We start from the raw sequence: 14,931 nt of genomic DNA, 5'->3' as shown, positions 1-14,931 counted from the left end.
TGATGGCAACCAGAAGAAATGCGCTACTCGTGGGCGTCTCCGTAACCATGGCGCTTGCCCTGGTGGGCTGCGGCGCCACGGCAGAAGAGGGCGAGGCGGGCGTGGGCGGCGACGGCAAGCCGATCACCGGTCTACGCATCATGGTGCCGAACAGCCCCGGTGGTGGATACGACACCACGGCCCGCACGGCGGCGAAGGTGATGGAGGATGCCAAGATCGCCGCTGGCGTGCAGGTGTTCAACCTGCCCGGAGCGGGCGGCACGGTCGGACTGCAGCGCATCGTGAACGAGAAGGGCAACGGCAAGCTTGCGATGCAGATGGGGCTGGGGGTGGTCGGCGCCTCGTACACCTCGAAGTCGTCGGCCACTCTGACCGATACCACCCCGCTGGCCAAAATGATCGAGGAAGCAGGCGCGGTCGTCGTGCCGAAGGACTCGCCGTACCGGACGATCAACGACTTGGTCACGGCCTGGAAGGCCAACCCGGAGGGCCTCGCTGTCGGCGGCGGCTCGTCTCCCGGAGGCCCCGACCACCTGCTGCCGATGCAATTGGCCAAGACCATCGGCATCGACCCGCGACAGGTCAACTACATCTCGTACGACGGCGGAGGCGAGCTACTGCCAGCCTTGCTCGGAGGCAAGGTGGCCTTCGGCGCAAGTGGGTTCGGGGAGTTCCTCGATCAGGTCGAGGCCGGGCAGCTCCGGGTTCTCGCGGTGACCAGCGAAGCGCCGGTCGACGCGCTTCCGGAGGTACCGACGCTGAAGTCCGCAGGTATCGACCTCGTCTTCACCAACTGGCGGGGCATCGTCGCACCGCCCGGCATCAGCGACGCTGACAAGAAGCTGTGGATCGATGCGTTGACCAGGATGCACGACTCCGCCGAGTGGAAGACCGAGCTCACCAAGCGGGGCTGGACTGACGCGTTCGTCACAGGCGATCAGTTCGCCGCCTTCCTCACCCAGCAGGACAAGTCGGTGGCTGACCTGCTCAAGCAGCTCGGCCTGGCATGACCGGCCGGCCGAGCCGATCGGATCGGGACGGCGGTTCGCCGTCTCGGTTCCCGGCGTTGTCTGACATCCCGATCCAGCCCGCGCCCGAGCCGTCGGACGCGGTACGAGCGGACGACGCTCCGCGTTCCGCAGCGGATGCGTCGAAGCCGGACCGCGCACAGTACGTCGTCTGCGTCTTCCTGGCGCTGGTCGGGGTCATGGTTGTCGTCGACGCGACCCAGATCGGTCAGGCGGTGAGCAGCACCGACCCGCTCGGCCCACGGCCGGTGCCGATCCTGCTCGGAACGCTGCTCATGGTCGTCGCGGTGGTCTACGCCGTTGATGTGGCTCGTGGCGGCGTCGGTGAGCCGGAGGCTGGCGAGGACGTCGACCTGGCCACTCCTGTCGACTGGCGCACCGTCCTGCTTCTCGTCGCGGCGTTCCTGACCAACGCAGTGTTGATCGAGCCGCTCGGCTGGGTGATCAGTGGCGCGTTGCTCTTCTGGGGTACGGCGTTCGCGCTCGGCAGCCGCGACCACGTCCGGAACCTGCTGATCGCCGTGGGGCTCTCGCTCATCACGTTCTACACATTCGCCATCGGGCTTGGCATCAACCTGCCCGCTGGCGTGCTGCGAGGAGTCCTGTAGATGCAGAACCTCCATTCGCTTCTCGACGGGTTCGCCCACGTGGCGACGCCGATGAACCTGCTCATCGCGCTTCTCGGTGTCACCATCGGCACCGCGGTCGGTGTACTACCGGGCATCGGCCCCGCGATGACAGTGGCGCTGCTGCTGCCTGTGACGTACGGCATGGAGCCCACGCAGGCCTTCATCATGTTCGCCGGCATCTTCTACGGCGGAATGTACGGCGGATCGACCACGTCGATCCTGCTCAACACTCCCGGTGAGTCCTCGTCGGTGGTGACCGCGATCGAGGGCAACAAGATGGCCAAGGCCGGCCGGGCAGCGCAGGCGCTGGCCACCGCCGCGATCGGGTCGTTCGTCGCCGGAACCATCGCCACCCTGCTGCTTGTGGTCATCACCCCGCCGGTGGTCCGGTTCGCGGTCAGCCTCGGCGCGCCGGACTACTTCGCCCTGATGCTGCTGTCGTTCGTCGCCGTCACCTCGGTGCTGGGCGCCTCCCGGGTACGCGGTTTCGCCTCGTTGCTGATCGGCCTGGTCATCGGAGTGGTGGGGATCGACAGGGTGACCGGTCAACAGCGGCTCACCTTCGGTGTGCCGCAGCTCGCAGACGGCATCGACGTGGTTGTGGTGGCTGTCGGGATCTTCGCCGTGGGCGAAGCGCTCTGGATCGCCGCGCACCTCCGACGCCGTCCGGCCGAGGTGATCCCGGTCGGCCGGCCGTGGATGGGCCGCGACGACTGGCGCCGGTCCTGGAAGCCCTGGCTGCGCGGCACCGCTTACGGATTCCCGTTCGGGGCGCTACCCGCGGGTGGCGCTGAGATACCCACGTTCCTGTCGTATGCCACCGAGAAGAAGTTGTCCAAGCACCGGGACGAGTTCGGTCGGGGAGCGATCGAAGGCGTTGCCGGCCCCGAGGCGGCCAACAACGCGTCCGCCGCCGGCACGCTGGTACCGATGCTCGCCATCGGCCTGCCCACCAACGCCACCGCCGCGGTGATGCTGGCCGCCTTCGAGCAGTACGGCATCCAACCCGGCCCGCTGCTCTTCGAGCGGGAGTCGGGTCTGGTCTGGACGCTCATCGCCAGCCTCTTCGTCGGGAATCTGCTGCTGCTGGTGCTGAATCTCCCGCTCGCGCCCGCCTGGGCGCGGCTGCTTCGGATTCCTCGACCGTATCTCTACGCCGGCATCCTCTTCTTCGCGTCGATGGGCGCGTACGCCGTCAACGCACAGCCGTTCGACCTTTTCCTGCTGCTCGTACTCGGCCTGCTCGGCTTCGGCCTGCGCCGGTTCGGGCTGCCGATCCTGCCGCTGATCGTCGGGGTGATCCTGGCTCCGCGCGCCGAACTGCAGGGCCGCCGGGCGTTGCAGCTGTCCGGTGGAGAGTGGCACGGGCTGCTGGGTGGCTGGGTGTCGGGTCTGATCTACACCACCGTGCTGGTGGTGCTCTTCTGGCCGTTGGTCCGGCGGTTCGTCCTCCGCCGGCGTGCAAGGATGGTGACAGGGTGACCGTTCTGGTGGGATACGTTCCATCCCCGATGGGAATGGCGGCCCTGCAGGCCGCGATCGGACAAGCGCGATTCCGCGACGAGCCGGTGCTCGTGGTGAACACCTCGCGGGGAGATGCCTACGTCGATCCCTGCTTCGCTCAGCAGCCCGACCTGGACGCGGTGACCCGCGAGCTGACCGCGTCCGGGGTGCCGTTCGCGATCAGGCAGCTCATGCAGGGTCGGGACGCCGCCGAGGAGATAGCCGATCTCGCCGAGGCGCAGGATGTGTCGTTGGTAGTCATCGGAATCCGGCATCGAAGCCCGATCGGCAAGCTGATCCTGGGCTCGACCGCACAGGAGATCCTGCTCCGGGTCTCCTGCCCGGTCCTCGCGGTGAAGGCCGTGACGCCACGACGGATATCTCGGGCAGCGGGGCCGTCCCGCTGGCCTCTCCCCAGTGAGCCGTAGCCGCCGGTCACCACCACGAGCCCAATGACGGTTCATGAATGCTCGTGAAGCTTCCGCCCGCCATTGCCACCGAGACTGCGACGCTTTCTTGACGACATGACCTCGCGCGAGGACGGGGGAGTAGCGACTACCCGGCCTGAACCCGGATGGATAGGGTGCACGCATGGATCTGGAAATCCGGCATCTGAGAGTCGTTTGCGCGATCGCCGATACCGGAAGCATCTCGAAAGCAGCATCCAGACTGGGGATCTCGCAGCCCTCCGTCACGACCCTGCTTCAGCGTGTCGAACGGATGGTCGGTCATCAGATATTCCAGCGCGGGCGCGGTGGCGCTCGATCCACCACCTTCGGAGAGCAGTTCCTCCAACGAGCCCGCCTATTGGTCGCCGAAATGGACGCGTTGGGGGGAGAGATCGCCGGCCCGGCGGGCACGATCCGATTTGGATCGGTGCACATGGAGTGCGTCTCGTCTCTGTTCCATTGTCTGGAGACGAGCTTCCCGGATATCTCTTTCTCCATGTGCGTCGAGCCGTCCAGCCTGAGGCTCGCCCAGCGACTGGTGCACGGGGACCTCGATGTGGCGGTGCTGGCGATTGCGGAGTCCCATCAGATTCCACTCCCGCAGGAACTAGGTGAGCGGGTGCTCGCGTCGGCAATCCCGGTGTACGTCGCTGTCTCCAGCGCCCACCGGGCGGCGGGTCTTCGGGAGATCCCCCTGGAAGGGCTCAAAGAAGAGGCATGGATCAGGCCGCCCGGCGGAGAGGACGGTTCCCTGTCCGCCTTCTGGCAGGCGGCCCGCAAGGCAGGCTTCACCCCGCGAATCCAGTTCGACGTGCCTAGCGGCGGCGGGCGGCAGCTCGTCGGCTCCGGACGCGCCGTTCAGCTGGTGGAGCCGACCTCCCATGGCGGTCCGGGAGTCGCAGTCGTTCCCCTCGCCGGGGAACCGCTGCGCATGCACCTCACGCTCTGGTGGCATCGCCGTCGCATGAGTGCCGAACAGGCCGACCGCCTCTTCGAGGTTATCCTCGGCACCTACTCGACGTTCGCGATGGAGAGCCCCGTTTTCCAGCCGCGCTGGTCGAGGCACCCAACAGCTTGTCTGACGGCGCCTCGCGACGACGAACAGCACTCTCATCGACCAGCAAGCACGCCCCGGTGCGTGGAGGGATCGACGACCGCTATCCCGCCGAGGCGGCGGTCCGCTTGAGCCGATCGTGTGCGTCGTCGTACGCGGCAGCAGGATGGGGGACCAGCCGTCTCCCGATCGCGGCGAGAAGCGTGTAGTTCGCGTCGCGCACGTTGCCGAGGGCCGTCCGCCCTGCCTGCGAGACGAGCTGATGAGCGTCCAGCATCTCCAGCCCCGCCAAGGATCCGACCCAGCTCACCAGATCCTGGTGAGCTATTCGATAGGCGTCATCGAGAGGACGGGCGCAGCCGATCGACATGAGATCGAGGTCGGTCTCCAACCGTGGCCAGCTGGTTTGCCATCCCTTGATCACCTCAATGGCGACAGTGGTGACGGTAGCGATCGCCACACCGGCCGGACAGGCCTGGCCGTGCCCCTGGCGAGCGTGGCCGTCACCGAGCGCAAGCATCGCCCCGTGAACGTTGACACCCAGGTACAGGGTCGCGCCCGCACGCGCCTCGGGGATGTCGAGCTTCCCGCCGTAGAAATCAGGCACCATGGTGGACCGAGCCTCGAGTCTCCCGGGAGACACGCCTATGGTGCCGATAGTCGGCTCCAGCGGCAGGTCCACTGCATGGTCCGTTCTCGTCGACTGGAACCGGACCGTTCCAGCCCGACGGTCTATCTCGTAGAACCAGACCCGCGCCTCGACCGGTGCGCCAAGCGCGAGCGCTCGCACACCGGTTCCGAGCGCGCCGATGTGTGGAGGCGTGGACGACACCCCCCAGTCTCGCGCGGGAACGACCGAGACGATGTGGATGGCGAGTGTGTCACCGGGCTCGGCCTCCTCGATCAGGAAGGGTCCGGAGACCGGATTCAGATGCGGCGTCTCCAACATCCAGGACGACAGGTCGGTCGCACTGCGAAGCCGGCCACCGAAGCAGTCCTCGGTGTACACCTCCAGCACGTCACCGGAGCGCAGATGCGCGACTGGTATCCGACCCCCGAACGTGTAAGCGAGTTGTCGCTCGGCGGGCCGATGACCGATCTTCCCCATGACATCACACTCGTCCCTCGTCATGCTGCTTCGTCTGGTAACGGCCCGCCGGACCACGTCCCTTGCCGCAACGCATCGCGGTCCTCCATGAAGTGCGCCGCGGCGCGGCCCAGAACGATCGGCGATCAACGCGCCGCATCGCTCCCGGATGTCTGCGTGATCTGCTCCCGCGCCGGAACCGGTCGCAACGAGACTCCCCGCCCCCGAGCGGTGTGCAGGTATTTCGTGCCTGTCGAGCGCTCGCCCAGCTTGCGCCGCAGACGGGACAGCAGGACGTCCAGGGACGCCGCCGACGGCAGGCCCTCCGCGCGGATCCTCGTCCGGAGCTGCGACCGTGGCACCACCCGGCCGGGGTGCTCCGCGAGATAGGCGAGAAGCTCGAACTCGGTACGCGTCAGCGCCACGGGTCGTCCGTCCACTGAGACGCTGCGACCTGCCACATCGATGCGAAGAGCGCCGACCTCGGACGGCGCCGGAGGCGGTGCCGGCGGAACCCGGCGCAGCAGAGCGCGGACGGAGGCGTCAACCACCGCGGGTGGACACGGCTTCGGCAGGAATCCGTCTGCGCCGGCGCGCAGCATGCGGACGACGTCATCATCGATACTCCTGATGCTGTGTGCCAGAACCGGGCGGCGGGACGCGACACACAGCAGGCGCATCAGCAGCAGCCCGTCCACCGCCGGCACGACCGGGTCCACGATCACGACATCCGGCCTCCGGTGGGTGTGGCAGGTCAGGTCGGACAACGTCCGCCCGCTCTCATGGAGGGCGATCTCGGTGACCAGATGACCGAAGCGCGTCAACTGATCGCCGAGTAGCCGCCGATAGCGATGGTCTTCGTCGATGAGCAAGATGGTCGCCATGGTTGCCGTCCGGTGTCTGAATCGTGAACACCTGGACGATCGCACGACCGGACCGCCCGCTTTCATGTCATCTGTCCATCACGTCGCCTGATCGATCCGACGACCCTCGACGCATCGCTCACAGGTTCCGGTAAGGCCCAGGCGGGCCACCCTGACCACCCGCTGTGGACTCGTTGTGGCCGCTGGAGCCGCCTGGCTAGCGTCCACCCCCCAAGCATCCATCGAAGTGCGTCAGCGCCTTTGCTGGATCACACCCTCGCCCATGAGGAGAGAGCATGTCTGGACACCCATTGCGGCGAAGACTAGGTCAGCTGATCGGCGTGCTCACCGCGCTGACGCTCGCCTGCGGCGTCATCGCGCCGCCGGCCGCCGCGAACTCGGCGCGGCCCGTGCCACCCGGGCAGCAGGCCAGGAAGGCCGATGCGGCACCGCCGGCAGCGGGCGATGCGACTGTTCGGGGCAAGGACCGGGTAGACCATGTGAGCGAGCAGGCGCTCCCCGTACACAAGCGCCCGCCGCAGCCGGCCGCGAAGGACGCCGCCCGTGTCGACTACGACCGCCCGGCAACCCCGAAGCGACGCGCTCGGCCGTCGGACGCCGGGTCTCGCGCCGCCGCTGCCGCCTGCAGCACCGCAGACTTCACCAGCCGAACGGGGTCGGCGCTGGTCAGCCAGATCAAGGGATCCACGGTCGACTGCATCAACAGCCTGTTCAGCCTCTCCGGCAGCGATGCCTACAACGCCTTCCGCGAGGCGCAGATGGCAAGCGTCGCGTACGCGGTGCGCGACGGCTCGCCCGGCTACCCGGGTAACCCCTCCACCGGCATGCCCCAGCTCGTTCTCTACCTGCGGGCCGGCTACTACGTGCAGTGGTACGACACGAGCGTCGGAACCTACGGGCCGGCACTCCAGACCGCGATCCGCTCAGCGCTCGACGCCTTCTTCGCGAACCCACGCGCCTGGGACGTGACCGACGCCAACGGTGAGACCCTGGCGGAGGCGGTGACGCTCATCGACAGCGCACAGGAGAACGCCCGATACCTGTTCGTGGTGAACCGGCTCCTGACCGGCTTCAACTCGTCGTACACCTCGTCCTGGTACATGCTCAACGCGGTCAACAACGTCTACACGGTGCTGTTCCGAGGCCACCAGGTGCCCGCGTTCGTCTCCGCCGTGCAGGCCGACCGCACCGTGCTCGACAACCTGTACAACTTCGCGAACACCCACGCTGGTCTTCTCGGCACCGACAACGGCTACCTCACGTCGAACGCGGGCCGGGAACTCGGACGATTCCTGCAGCACGCCCCGCTCAAGCCCATCGTGCGGCCGATGGCGTCGGCGCTTCTCTCGCGAAGCAACATGACCGGCCCGACCGCGCCGCTCTGGGTCGGCGTCGCGGAGATGACCCAGGCATACGACGTCGCCAACTGCTCCTACTACACCACCTGCAACCTCTCCGCCCAGCTGACCAGCTCTGTCCTGACCATCAACTACACATGCAGCCCGTCGATCAAGATCGTCGCGCAGGACATGACCTCGGCTGAACTGAGCCAGTCCTGCACCAGCCTGAAGGGCCAGGACGCCTACTTCCACAGCCTGGTCGCAGACAGCGGGCCGGTGGCAGGCGATGTCAACACCGACATCGAGGTTGTCGTCTTCAACTCGAGCACCGACTACCAGACCTACGCGGGCGCCATCTACGGCATCGATACGAACAACGGTGGCATGTACCTGGAGGGCAACCCGTCGGACCCCAACAACCAGGCAAGGTTCATCGCCTACGAAGCCGAGTGGGTCCGGCCGGCCTTCCAGATCTGGAACCTCAACCACGAGTACACCCACTACCTCGATGGCCGGTTCAACATGTACGGCGACTTCAGCGCCAACATCACCACACCTACCATCTGGTGGATCGAAGGCTTCGCCGAGTACGTCTCCTACTCCTACCGGAACGTCACCTACACCAGTGCCCAGAGCCAGGCGGGCAACCACACCTATGCGCTGCGCACGCTGTTCGACACCACCTACAACAACGACCAGACGCGCATCTACAACTGGGGCTATCTGGCCGTGCGGTACATGATGCAGTCCCATCGGCCGGACATGACGACAGTGCTCGGATACTACCGATCGGGGGCATTCAACGCCGCCCGCACGTACCTCACCAGCACCATCGGCTCACGCTACGACGCCGACTTCGACGCCTGGCTGACGCGCTGCGCGGCAGGGGATTGCGGCGGGAGCACCACGCCGCCCCCGACCAACCAGCCGCCGTCCGCCTCGTTCACCGTGGCGACCAGTGGGCTCACCGCCACCTTCACCGACCGGTCCTCGGACGCCGACGGCAGCATCGCCTCCCGGCAGTGGGCCTTCGGGGACGGGAGCACCTCGTCGGCCGTCAACCCCAGCAAGACCTACGCTGCGGCCGGCACCTACACCGTCTCGCTGACGGTCACCGACAACCAGGGGGCGACCGCGAGATCGTCCCAGACGATCTCGGTCACGACGGGTGGCGGCACCACCGTGCCGGAATGCAGCGGCACTGACACGCGTACCCTCGACCGCAACTGCCAGCGCAGTGGACGCTCCGCGACCGCGGGCAACTACGACTACCTGTACATCTACCTGCCCGCCGGCGTCAGCACCCTCACCATTGCCGTGGCCGGCGGCACGGGCAACTGCGATCTCTACTACAGTCCGTCGAGCTGGGCCACCACCAGCAACGCCACCCGCTCCTCCGCCGGGGCCGGCAACACCGAGTCGCTGGCCATCCCCAGCCCGGCCGCCGGCTACCACTACATCAGCCTCTACGGGAAGACCGCCTGCTCTGGCACCACGGTGAGCACGCGCTACTGAACCACATGTGATGGGTATGAGTTCGCCGCCCGGCGGGAGTTGCCGGGCGGCGCGCCCGCCTGGCCTGTGGCCGCCGCGCCGCCTGCGGCCGCGTGCATAATCTCGGTCATGGGCATCGATGTGCGCCACCTGCGGGCGATCAGTGCCATCGCCGAGGCCGGAAGCGTGACCGGCGCCGCCGCCCGCCTGGGCCTGTCACAGCCCGCGCTGACGGCCCAGGTGCATCGGATCGAGAAGACGGTCGGTGGGCCGCTGTTCGTCCGAAGCCGTACCGGTATGCAACCGACCGAACTCGGCAAGCAGGTGCTCCAGCGCGCCCGCGTCGTGCTGGCCGAGGTCGACGCGCTCGTCGAGGACTTCGGCGACCGGCACCCCATTCCAGGTTTGCTCCGACTCGGCACCGTCCACATCGCCTGCGCGGGCAGCCTCGTACGCCACGTCGCGGAAGCGTTCCCGGATCCGGAGATCGCGCTGCAGATAGAGCCGTCCTCGCGACTGTTGGTGGAGGCGCTCACCCGAGGCCAGTTGGATGCCGCGTTGCTGGGCATCCTTGAGGGCTTCGAGCTGCCGATCGGTCCCACGCTCACCAGCCGGCCACTGATCCCCCGTTACCCGATCTTCGTCGCCATGTCCGCCTCCCACCCGCAGTCCCACCACGAGCAGGTGCGGCTGGCCGACCTGAGAAACGAATCGTGGGTGTGTCCGCCGGGGCCGGACGACGGCTCACTCGCCTCGCTGCGACGGGCCTGCCGCGCCGCAGGTTTCGAGCCGAAGATCCGGTACGAAGCGCCGAGTGGCGCCGCGCACCCACTGGTGGCCGCCGGAGACGGTGTCCGGCTGGTCGACCCGACCTGGGCCCCGGCCGCCGGGACTCGGGTGCTGCCGCTGCGCGGGGAGCCGCAGTTGCTGGCCAGGCTGATGGTCGTCTGGCGGCGCGATGCGCTGACCTCTGCACAGAGCAGCGCTTTGTTCCAGGCCATCACCCGGGCCTACCTGGATCACGTCAACGACAACGCTGCCTTCGCCCGATGGTGGCGGGCCAATCCCCACGCCCATCCCGCAGCGTCGTAGCGATCCGACGGCGATATATAGGCATCAGCTATGGGCAGGATGATGTTGACGCGGTATGTGCCGTCACCTAACCTGCGAATGGCCCACAACTACATAGACACCATTCGAACCTGCACGGGAGAGACTCCGTTCATTCGGAGCGCCGAAGGAGCAAACTCCCAAGAAACTCTCAGGCCCCATTACCGTGCAGGCGAGGTGACTCTGGAAAGCAGACGACCGTCGTCTCACCCACGGTGCAAGCCGCTGACGCAGCGGTGAAGCTCTCAGGTCAATGACAGAGCGGGAGGCAACCGACCGTTCGACGCCGCGTGCGTCGGGACGAGGAGCGCCCCCGTGCACCAGGACCCTGCGGCTCTGCTCCGCTCACCTCTGCATGCATCACATATAGGACACGGAGCTCGATTCACCGACTTCAGCGGCTGGCGGATGCCCCTTCGCTACGGAAGCGAGCTCGCTGAGCACCGCGCCGTACGCGAACAGGCCGGCCTCTTCGACCTCAGCCACATGGGGCAGCTCGAGGTATCGGGGCCGGAGGCCCCGACAGCACTGAACTACGCTCTGGTCGGGCACCTGTCTGCCGTACCGATCGGTGGCGCGCGCTACACCATGCTCTGCGACGCCGCCGGCGGGGTGCTGGACGACCTCGTTGCCTATCGCCTCGCATCGAACCGGTACCTGCTGGTCGTCAACGCCATCAACACACGCGTCGTACATGCGGCCATCAGGACCCGTTGTGCGGACTACGCGGCCTGGGCCGCCGACCGCACGAACGAGCGGGCGATCATCGCGGTGCAGGGGCCGCGCGCCGCCCCCATCGTGGAAGCCCTGACCGGTACGGGACTCACCCGGCTCCGCTACTACACCGCAGCGCTACTGGACATCGACGGTCGTCCAGCCGTCGTCGCTCGTACCGGCTACACCGGCGAAGACGGCTTCGAACTGCTCGTACACGCCGAAGACGCGGTGCGCACGTGGGAAGCAGCGCTTGTGGCCGGTCGGCGTCACGGCTTGACGCCCACAGGGCTGGCGTGCCGCGACACCCTCCGCATCGAGGCTGGAATGCCGTTGTACGGCGCAGAGATCGGCCGTGACGTCACCCCGTTCGATGCCGGGCTGGGGCGGGTGGTGTCCTTCGTCAAACCAGGCGACTTCGTCGGACGAGCCGCGCTGGCCGAGGCCCACAAGAGCGGCGTTACCCGTCGGCTCGTCGGCCTCGTCGCGTCCGGGCAGAGAATTCCCCGAGCGGGCCAGCAGGTGGTGACGCTGACCGACGACGGCCATGGTGCTGATCCGGTCGGCCTCATCACAAGCGGCACCCCTTCACCCACATTCAAACGGCCGATCGCGATGGCCAGCATCCGTGCCGGCACCAGCGACAGCATCCGGCTGGCCGTGCAGATCAGGGGGACCACCGAGCCGGTCGAGATCGTCCCTCTTCCGTTCTACCGTCGTCCGCGGTGATCCGCGGCCATTCCTTGCGAGGGTTCAGCGTCATGAACGTACCGGAACACCTGAAGTACAGCCTCAACCACGAGTGGGTCAACGACTCGGTTCAGCCGGCCGAAGTAGGCATCACCGCGTTCGCCGCCGAAGCGCTGGGTGATGTCATCTATGTGCAACTGCCCGAGCCGGGGAGCCACCTGACTGCCGGTGACGTGTGTGGAGAGGTCGAGTCCACGAAGTCGGTCGCGGAGCTGTATCTCCCGGTCAGCGGAGAGGTCGTCGCCGTCAACGAGGCGGTCATCGCCAATCCGGGCCTGATCGGCGCCGATCCGTACGGCAAAGGCTGGCTCCTGCGGGTCCGGCTGGCGCAGATGCCTTCCCTGATGTCGCCGGACGAGTACCGCGCCTTCTCCAACGAGTCGCGGTAGGCCCCGATGGCAGCCTTCGACGATGATCTGGCCGACCTCGACCCCGCCGTCGCCGAGGCGATCGGCCGGGAGCTACGCCGGCAACACGAGACCCTGGGCATGATCGCCTCCGAGAATCTCGCGCCCCGAGCCGTCCTTCAGGCGCAGGGATCGGCCCTCACCAACAAGTACGCGGAGGGCTACCCGGGACGGCGCTACTACAGCGGATGCGAGCATGTCGACGACATCGAGCGCCTGGCGATCGACCGGGCCAAGCGCCTGTTCGGCGCCGCCTACGCGAACGTGCAGCCGCATTCCGGATCGCAGGCGAACGCCGCCGTGATGGCTGCTCTGATCGAGCCGGGTGACACCATCCTCGGGCTCGACCTCGCTCACGGCGGTCATCTGACCCATGGCATGCGCATCAACTACTCGGGGCGGCTGTACCGGGCCGTGAGCTATCGCGTAGGCGCCGAGAACCACCTGATCGACATGGATGAGGTCCAAGAGCTGGCGCGCGAGCATCGGCCGAAGCTGCTCATCGCCGGCTGGTCGGCCTACCCTCGAACGCTCGACTTCGCCCGGTTCCGGCGGATCGCCGATAAGCTAGGCGCATACCTGCTCGTAGACATGGCACATTTCGCCGGGTTGGTCGCGGCCGGTCTGCATCCCAACCCGGTCCCTCACGCCCATGTCGTCACCCTGACCACGCACAAGACCCTCGGCGGCCCCCGCGGCGGCACCATCCTCAGCGCCTACACCGATCTCGCGCGGAGGCTGGACTCGGCGGTCTTCCCAGGCCAGCAAGGTGGTCCGCTGGCGCATGTCGTGGCTGCGAAGGCAGTGGCCTTTCGGATCGCCGGAGAACCGCAGTTCCAGGATCAGCAGCGGCGCGCCCTGACCGGAGCGAAGATCGTTGCCGATCGTCTCTGCGCCGCCGAGGTCGCGAAGGCCGGCATCCGGGTGGTCAGCGGAGGCACCGACGTGCACCTGGTGCTGGTCGACCTGAGCCACGCGGATCTCGATGGCGCGCAGGCGGAGCGGCTGCTGCAAGGCGTCGGCATCACCGTCAACCGTAACGCCGTGCCATTCGACCCACGCCCGCCGATGGTCACCTCCGGGCTACGGATCGGTACCTCCGGTCTCGCCACCCGAGGGTTCTCCGAAGCGGACTTCACGGAGGTGGCCGACATCATCGCCGATGCTCTGACCGCCAAGGAGGCTGACACGTCGCTACGCACGCGGGTGGCTCGCCTCGTCGATCGGCACCCCCTCCACCCCGGCCACACCTCCTGACCGTACGGGGAACCCGAGCTTCCCGCGGGTGGTAGATCGCTTCGTCACGCCTTGCTTCCTGAGGGCGACAACAGCCCCGAGAAAGGACCCCAATTGCCGAACAAGCTGTTGCTGATGGCGGCCGGCAGTCACCGACTCCGGAGAATCATCGCCGGATCCCCCCTGACCCGGGGCGTGGTGCAACGATTCGTTGCCGGCGAGGTGAACGACGAGGCGATCGCAGTGGCGCGGCGCATCGTCGAATCCGGGATGCGGGTGACGATCGACCATCTCGGCGAAGGAACAACGACAGTCGAGCAGGCTGCCGCTGTACGCGACGCGTATCTCAGCCTACTCTCCGCGACGCGGATGCCCGGTATGGCCGAGGTGTCGGTGAAACTGTCGGCGCTCGGTAGCGCGCTGCCCCACAACGGTCGCCGACACGCCTATCGGCTGACGCGCGACATCTGTGCCGCTGCGGCTGCCGCCGACGCCACGGTAACCCTCGACATGGAGGATCACACCACGGTTGACCTGACGCTGGCCGTGCTGGACGAACTGCGTACCGAATTTCCCTGGGTGGGCGTGGCGCTGCAGGCGTGCTTGCACCGTACCCCGGCGGACTGCCAGCGCCTCGCGTACGCAGGGAGCCGGGTCCGCCTGGTCAAGGGAGCCTACGCGGAGCCGGCGTCAGTGGCATATACGCGACGACGTCAGATCGACGAGGCATTCGACAGGTGCCTGCGGATCCTGATGCAGGGCCAGGGCTATCCCATGGTGGCGACCCACGACCCCCGCCTGATCGACAGCGCCATCGGGCTCGCGAGCGCCGGTGGCCGGAGCACCACCGATTTCGAGGTCCAGATGCTGTACGGCATCCGCGCGAACGAGCAGACGCGGCTTGCGGGGGAGGGCTACCGCGTGCGGGTGTATCTGCCGTATGGACAGGACTGGTACGCATATTTCACCCGCAGGCTTGCCGAGAAGCCCGCGAACCTGCTCCTCCTGGCTCGATCCTTCAAGCCTGGCGCCGCCGACTGATCGCGACGCGGAGCTTCCGGCATCGTTCGTCGCGGACCAGGCAGCCATGGGCGGTCGCGCGGAACCGAAGACCACCGTGCGTGGCGATGACAGGAGCATTGCGCCGTGATCAGTGTTTTCGATCTTTTCAGCGTCGGTATCGGGCCGTCCAGCTCGCACACCGTCGGGCCGATGCGGGCCGCCCGTACGTTCGTGGCGGGTCTGA

The 14,931-nt window shown here is 67.3% G+C and carries 14 protein-coding genes and 1 riboswitch; of the genes, 12 read left to right on the top strand and 2 right to left on the bottom strand.

Annotated features, from left to right (window positions below; genetic code table 11):
* Positions 1-29: 29 nt before the first annotated feature.
* From IF06_RS0129675 to IF06_RS0129655, 5 genes are all read left to right on the top strand, one after another.
* Complete coding sequence (locus IF06_RS0129675; RefSeq protein WP_232236797.1) at positions 30-1,010, top strand: Bug family tripartite tricarboxylate transporter substrate binding protein; 981 nt, start codon at positions 30-32, stop codon at positions 1,008-1,010.
* Positions 1,007-1,636, top strand: coding sequence for a tripartite tricarboxylate transporter TctB family protein (locus IF06_RS0129670; protein WP_030274982.1), 630 nt, complete (start codon positions 1,007-1,009; stop codon positions 1,634-1,636). Before IF06_RS0129675 ends, IF06_RS0129670 begins: the two co-directional genes overlap by 4 nt.
* Positions 1,637-3,139: a tripartite tricarboxylate transporter permease gene (locus IF06_RS0129665; RefSeq protein ID WP_013476179.1), complete on the top strand. Its 1,503-nt coding sequence runs from the start codon at positions 1,637-1,639 to the stop codon at positions 3,137-3,139. It begins immediately after the preceding gene.
* Complete coding sequence (locus tag IF06_RS0129660; RefSeq protein ID WP_013476180.1) at positions 3,136-3,588, top strand: universal stress protein; 453 nt, start codon at positions 3,136-3,138, stop codon at positions 3,586-3,588. The genes IF06_RS0129665 and IF06_RS0129660 overlap by 4 nt, the downstream gene beginning before the upstream one ends.
* A 163-nt stretch (positions 3,589-3,751) precedes the next feature.
* Positions 3,752-4,795, top strand: a complete 1,044-nt coding sequence (locus IF06_RS0129655; RefSeq protein WP_013476181.1) for a LysR family transcriptional regulator — start codon at positions 3,752-3,754, stop codon at positions 4,793-4,795.
* Here IF06_RS0129655 and IF06_RS0129650 read toward each other — a convergent pair.
* Together IF06_RS0129650 and IF06_RS0129645 are read right to left on the bottom strand one after the other, a co-directional pair.
* Positions 4,767-5,795, bottom strand: coding sequence for an acetamidase/formamidase family protein (locus tag IF06_RS0129650; RefSeq protein ID WP_232236796.1), 1,029 nt, complete (start codon positions 5,793-5,795; stop codon positions 4,767-4,769). The genes IF06_RS0129655 and IF06_RS0129650 overlap by 29 nt on opposite strands.
* Before the next feature lie 101 nt (positions 5,796-5,896).
* Positions 5,897-6,634, bottom strand: a complete 738-nt coding sequence (locus IF06_RS0129645) for a response regulator transcription factor (protein ID WP_051611145.1) — start codon at positions 6,632-6,634, stop codon at positions 5,897-5,899.
* Positions 6,635-6,954: 320 nt separating this feature from the next.
* Here IF06_RS0129645 and IF06_RS0129640 point away from each other — a divergent pair, with 320 nt between their 5' ends.
* The 7 genes from IF06_RS0129640 to IF06_RS34780 form a co-directional block, all read left to right on the top strand.
* Positions 6,955-9,489, top strand: coding sequence for a collagenase (locus IF06_RS0129640; protein ID WP_232236795.1), 2,535 nt, complete (start codon positions 6,955-6,957; stop codon positions 9,487-9,489).
* A gap of 108 nt (positions 9,490-9,597) precedes the next feature.
* Entirely contained in the window at positions 9,598-10,560 is a 963-nt protein-coding gene (locus tag IF06_RS0129635; protein ID WP_013476185.1) for a LysR family transcriptional regulator, read from the top strand.
* A 105-nt stretch (positions 10,561-10,665) separates the two neighbouring features.
* A riboswitch (glycine riboswitch) is annotated at positions 10,666-10,755 on the top strand.
* Between the two features lie 138 nt (positions 10,756-10,893).
* Positions 10,894-12,021 carry a glycine cleavage system aminomethyltransferase GcvT gene (gene gcvT, locus IF06_RS0129630; RefSeq protein ID WP_030274974.1) on the top strand — a complete coding sequence of 376 codons (1,128 nt, stop codon included), beginning with the start codon at positions 10,894-10,896 and terminating at the stop codon, positions 12,019-12,021.
* A gap of 32 nt (positions 12,022-12,053) precedes the next feature.
* Complete coding sequence (gene gcvH, locus IF06_RS0129625) at positions 12,054-12,431, top strand: glycine cleavage system protein GcvH (protein WP_013476187.1); 378 nt, start codon at positions 12,054-12,056, stop codon at positions 12,429-12,431.
* 6 nt (positions 12,432-12,437) lie between these two features.
* Positions 12,438-13,706 carry a serine hydroxymethyltransferase gene (gene glyA, locus IF06_RS0129620; protein WP_013476188.1) on the top strand — a complete coding sequence of 423 codons (1,269 nt, stop codon included), beginning with the start codon at positions 12,438-12,440 and terminating at the stop codon, positions 13,704-13,706.
* A gap of 93 nt (positions 13,707-13,799) precedes the next feature.
* On the top strand, positions 13,800-14,726 hold the full coding sequence (locus tag IF06_RS0129615) for a proline dehydrogenase family protein (RefSeq protein ID WP_013476189.1): 927 nt from the start codon (positions 13,800-13,802) through the stop codon (positions 14,724-14,726).
* 105 nt (positions 14,727-14,831) lie between these two features.
* The coding region (locus IF06_RS34780) for a serine dehydratase beta chain (protein ID WP_157551548.1) at positions 14,832-14,931 on the top strand (100 nt) is incomplete at its 3' end.

The sequence above is a fragment of the Micromonospora globosa genome, assembly GCF_000717585.1.
Taxonomy (GTDB): Bacteria; Actinomycetota; Actinomycetes; order Mycobacteriales; family Micromonosporaceae; genus Micromonospora; species Micromonospora aurantiaca.
Note: the sequence above shows the minus strand (reverse complement) of the source record. Positions and strands in the feature narration are given on the sequence as shown.

Coding starts and splice junctions, on each gene's coding strand:
- IF06_RS0129665 (WP_013476179.1), top strand. CDS start 1,637: ATGCAGAACCTCCATTCGCTTCTCGACGGGTTCGCCCACGTGGCGACG.
- gcvH (WP_013476187.1), top strand. CDS start 12,054: ATGAACGTACCGGAACACCTGAAGTACAGCCTCAACCACGAGTGGGTC.
- IF06_RS0129650 (WP_232236796.1), bottom strand. CDS start 5,795: ATGACGAGGGACGAGTGTGATGTCATGGGGAAGATCGGTCATCGGCCC.
- IF06_RS0129635 (WP_013476185.1), top strand. CDS start 9,598: ATGGGCATCGATGTGCGCCACCTGCGGGCGATCAGTGCCATCGCCGAG.
- IF06_RS0129670 (WP_030274982.1), top strand. CDS start 1,007: ATGACCGGCCGGCCGAGCCGATCGGATCGGGACGGCGGTTCGCCGTCT.
- IF06_RS0129645 (WP_051611145.1), bottom strand. CDS start 6,634: ATGGCGACCATCTTGCTCATCGACGAAGACCATCGCTATCGGCGGCTA.
- glyA (WP_013476188.1), top strand. CDS start 12,438: ATGGCAGCCTTCGACGATGATCTGGCCGACCTCGACCCCGCCGTCGCC.
- IF06_RS0129655 (WP_013476181.1), top strand. CDS start 3,752: ATGGATCTGGAAATCCGGCATCTGAGAGTCGTTTGCGCGATCGCCGAT.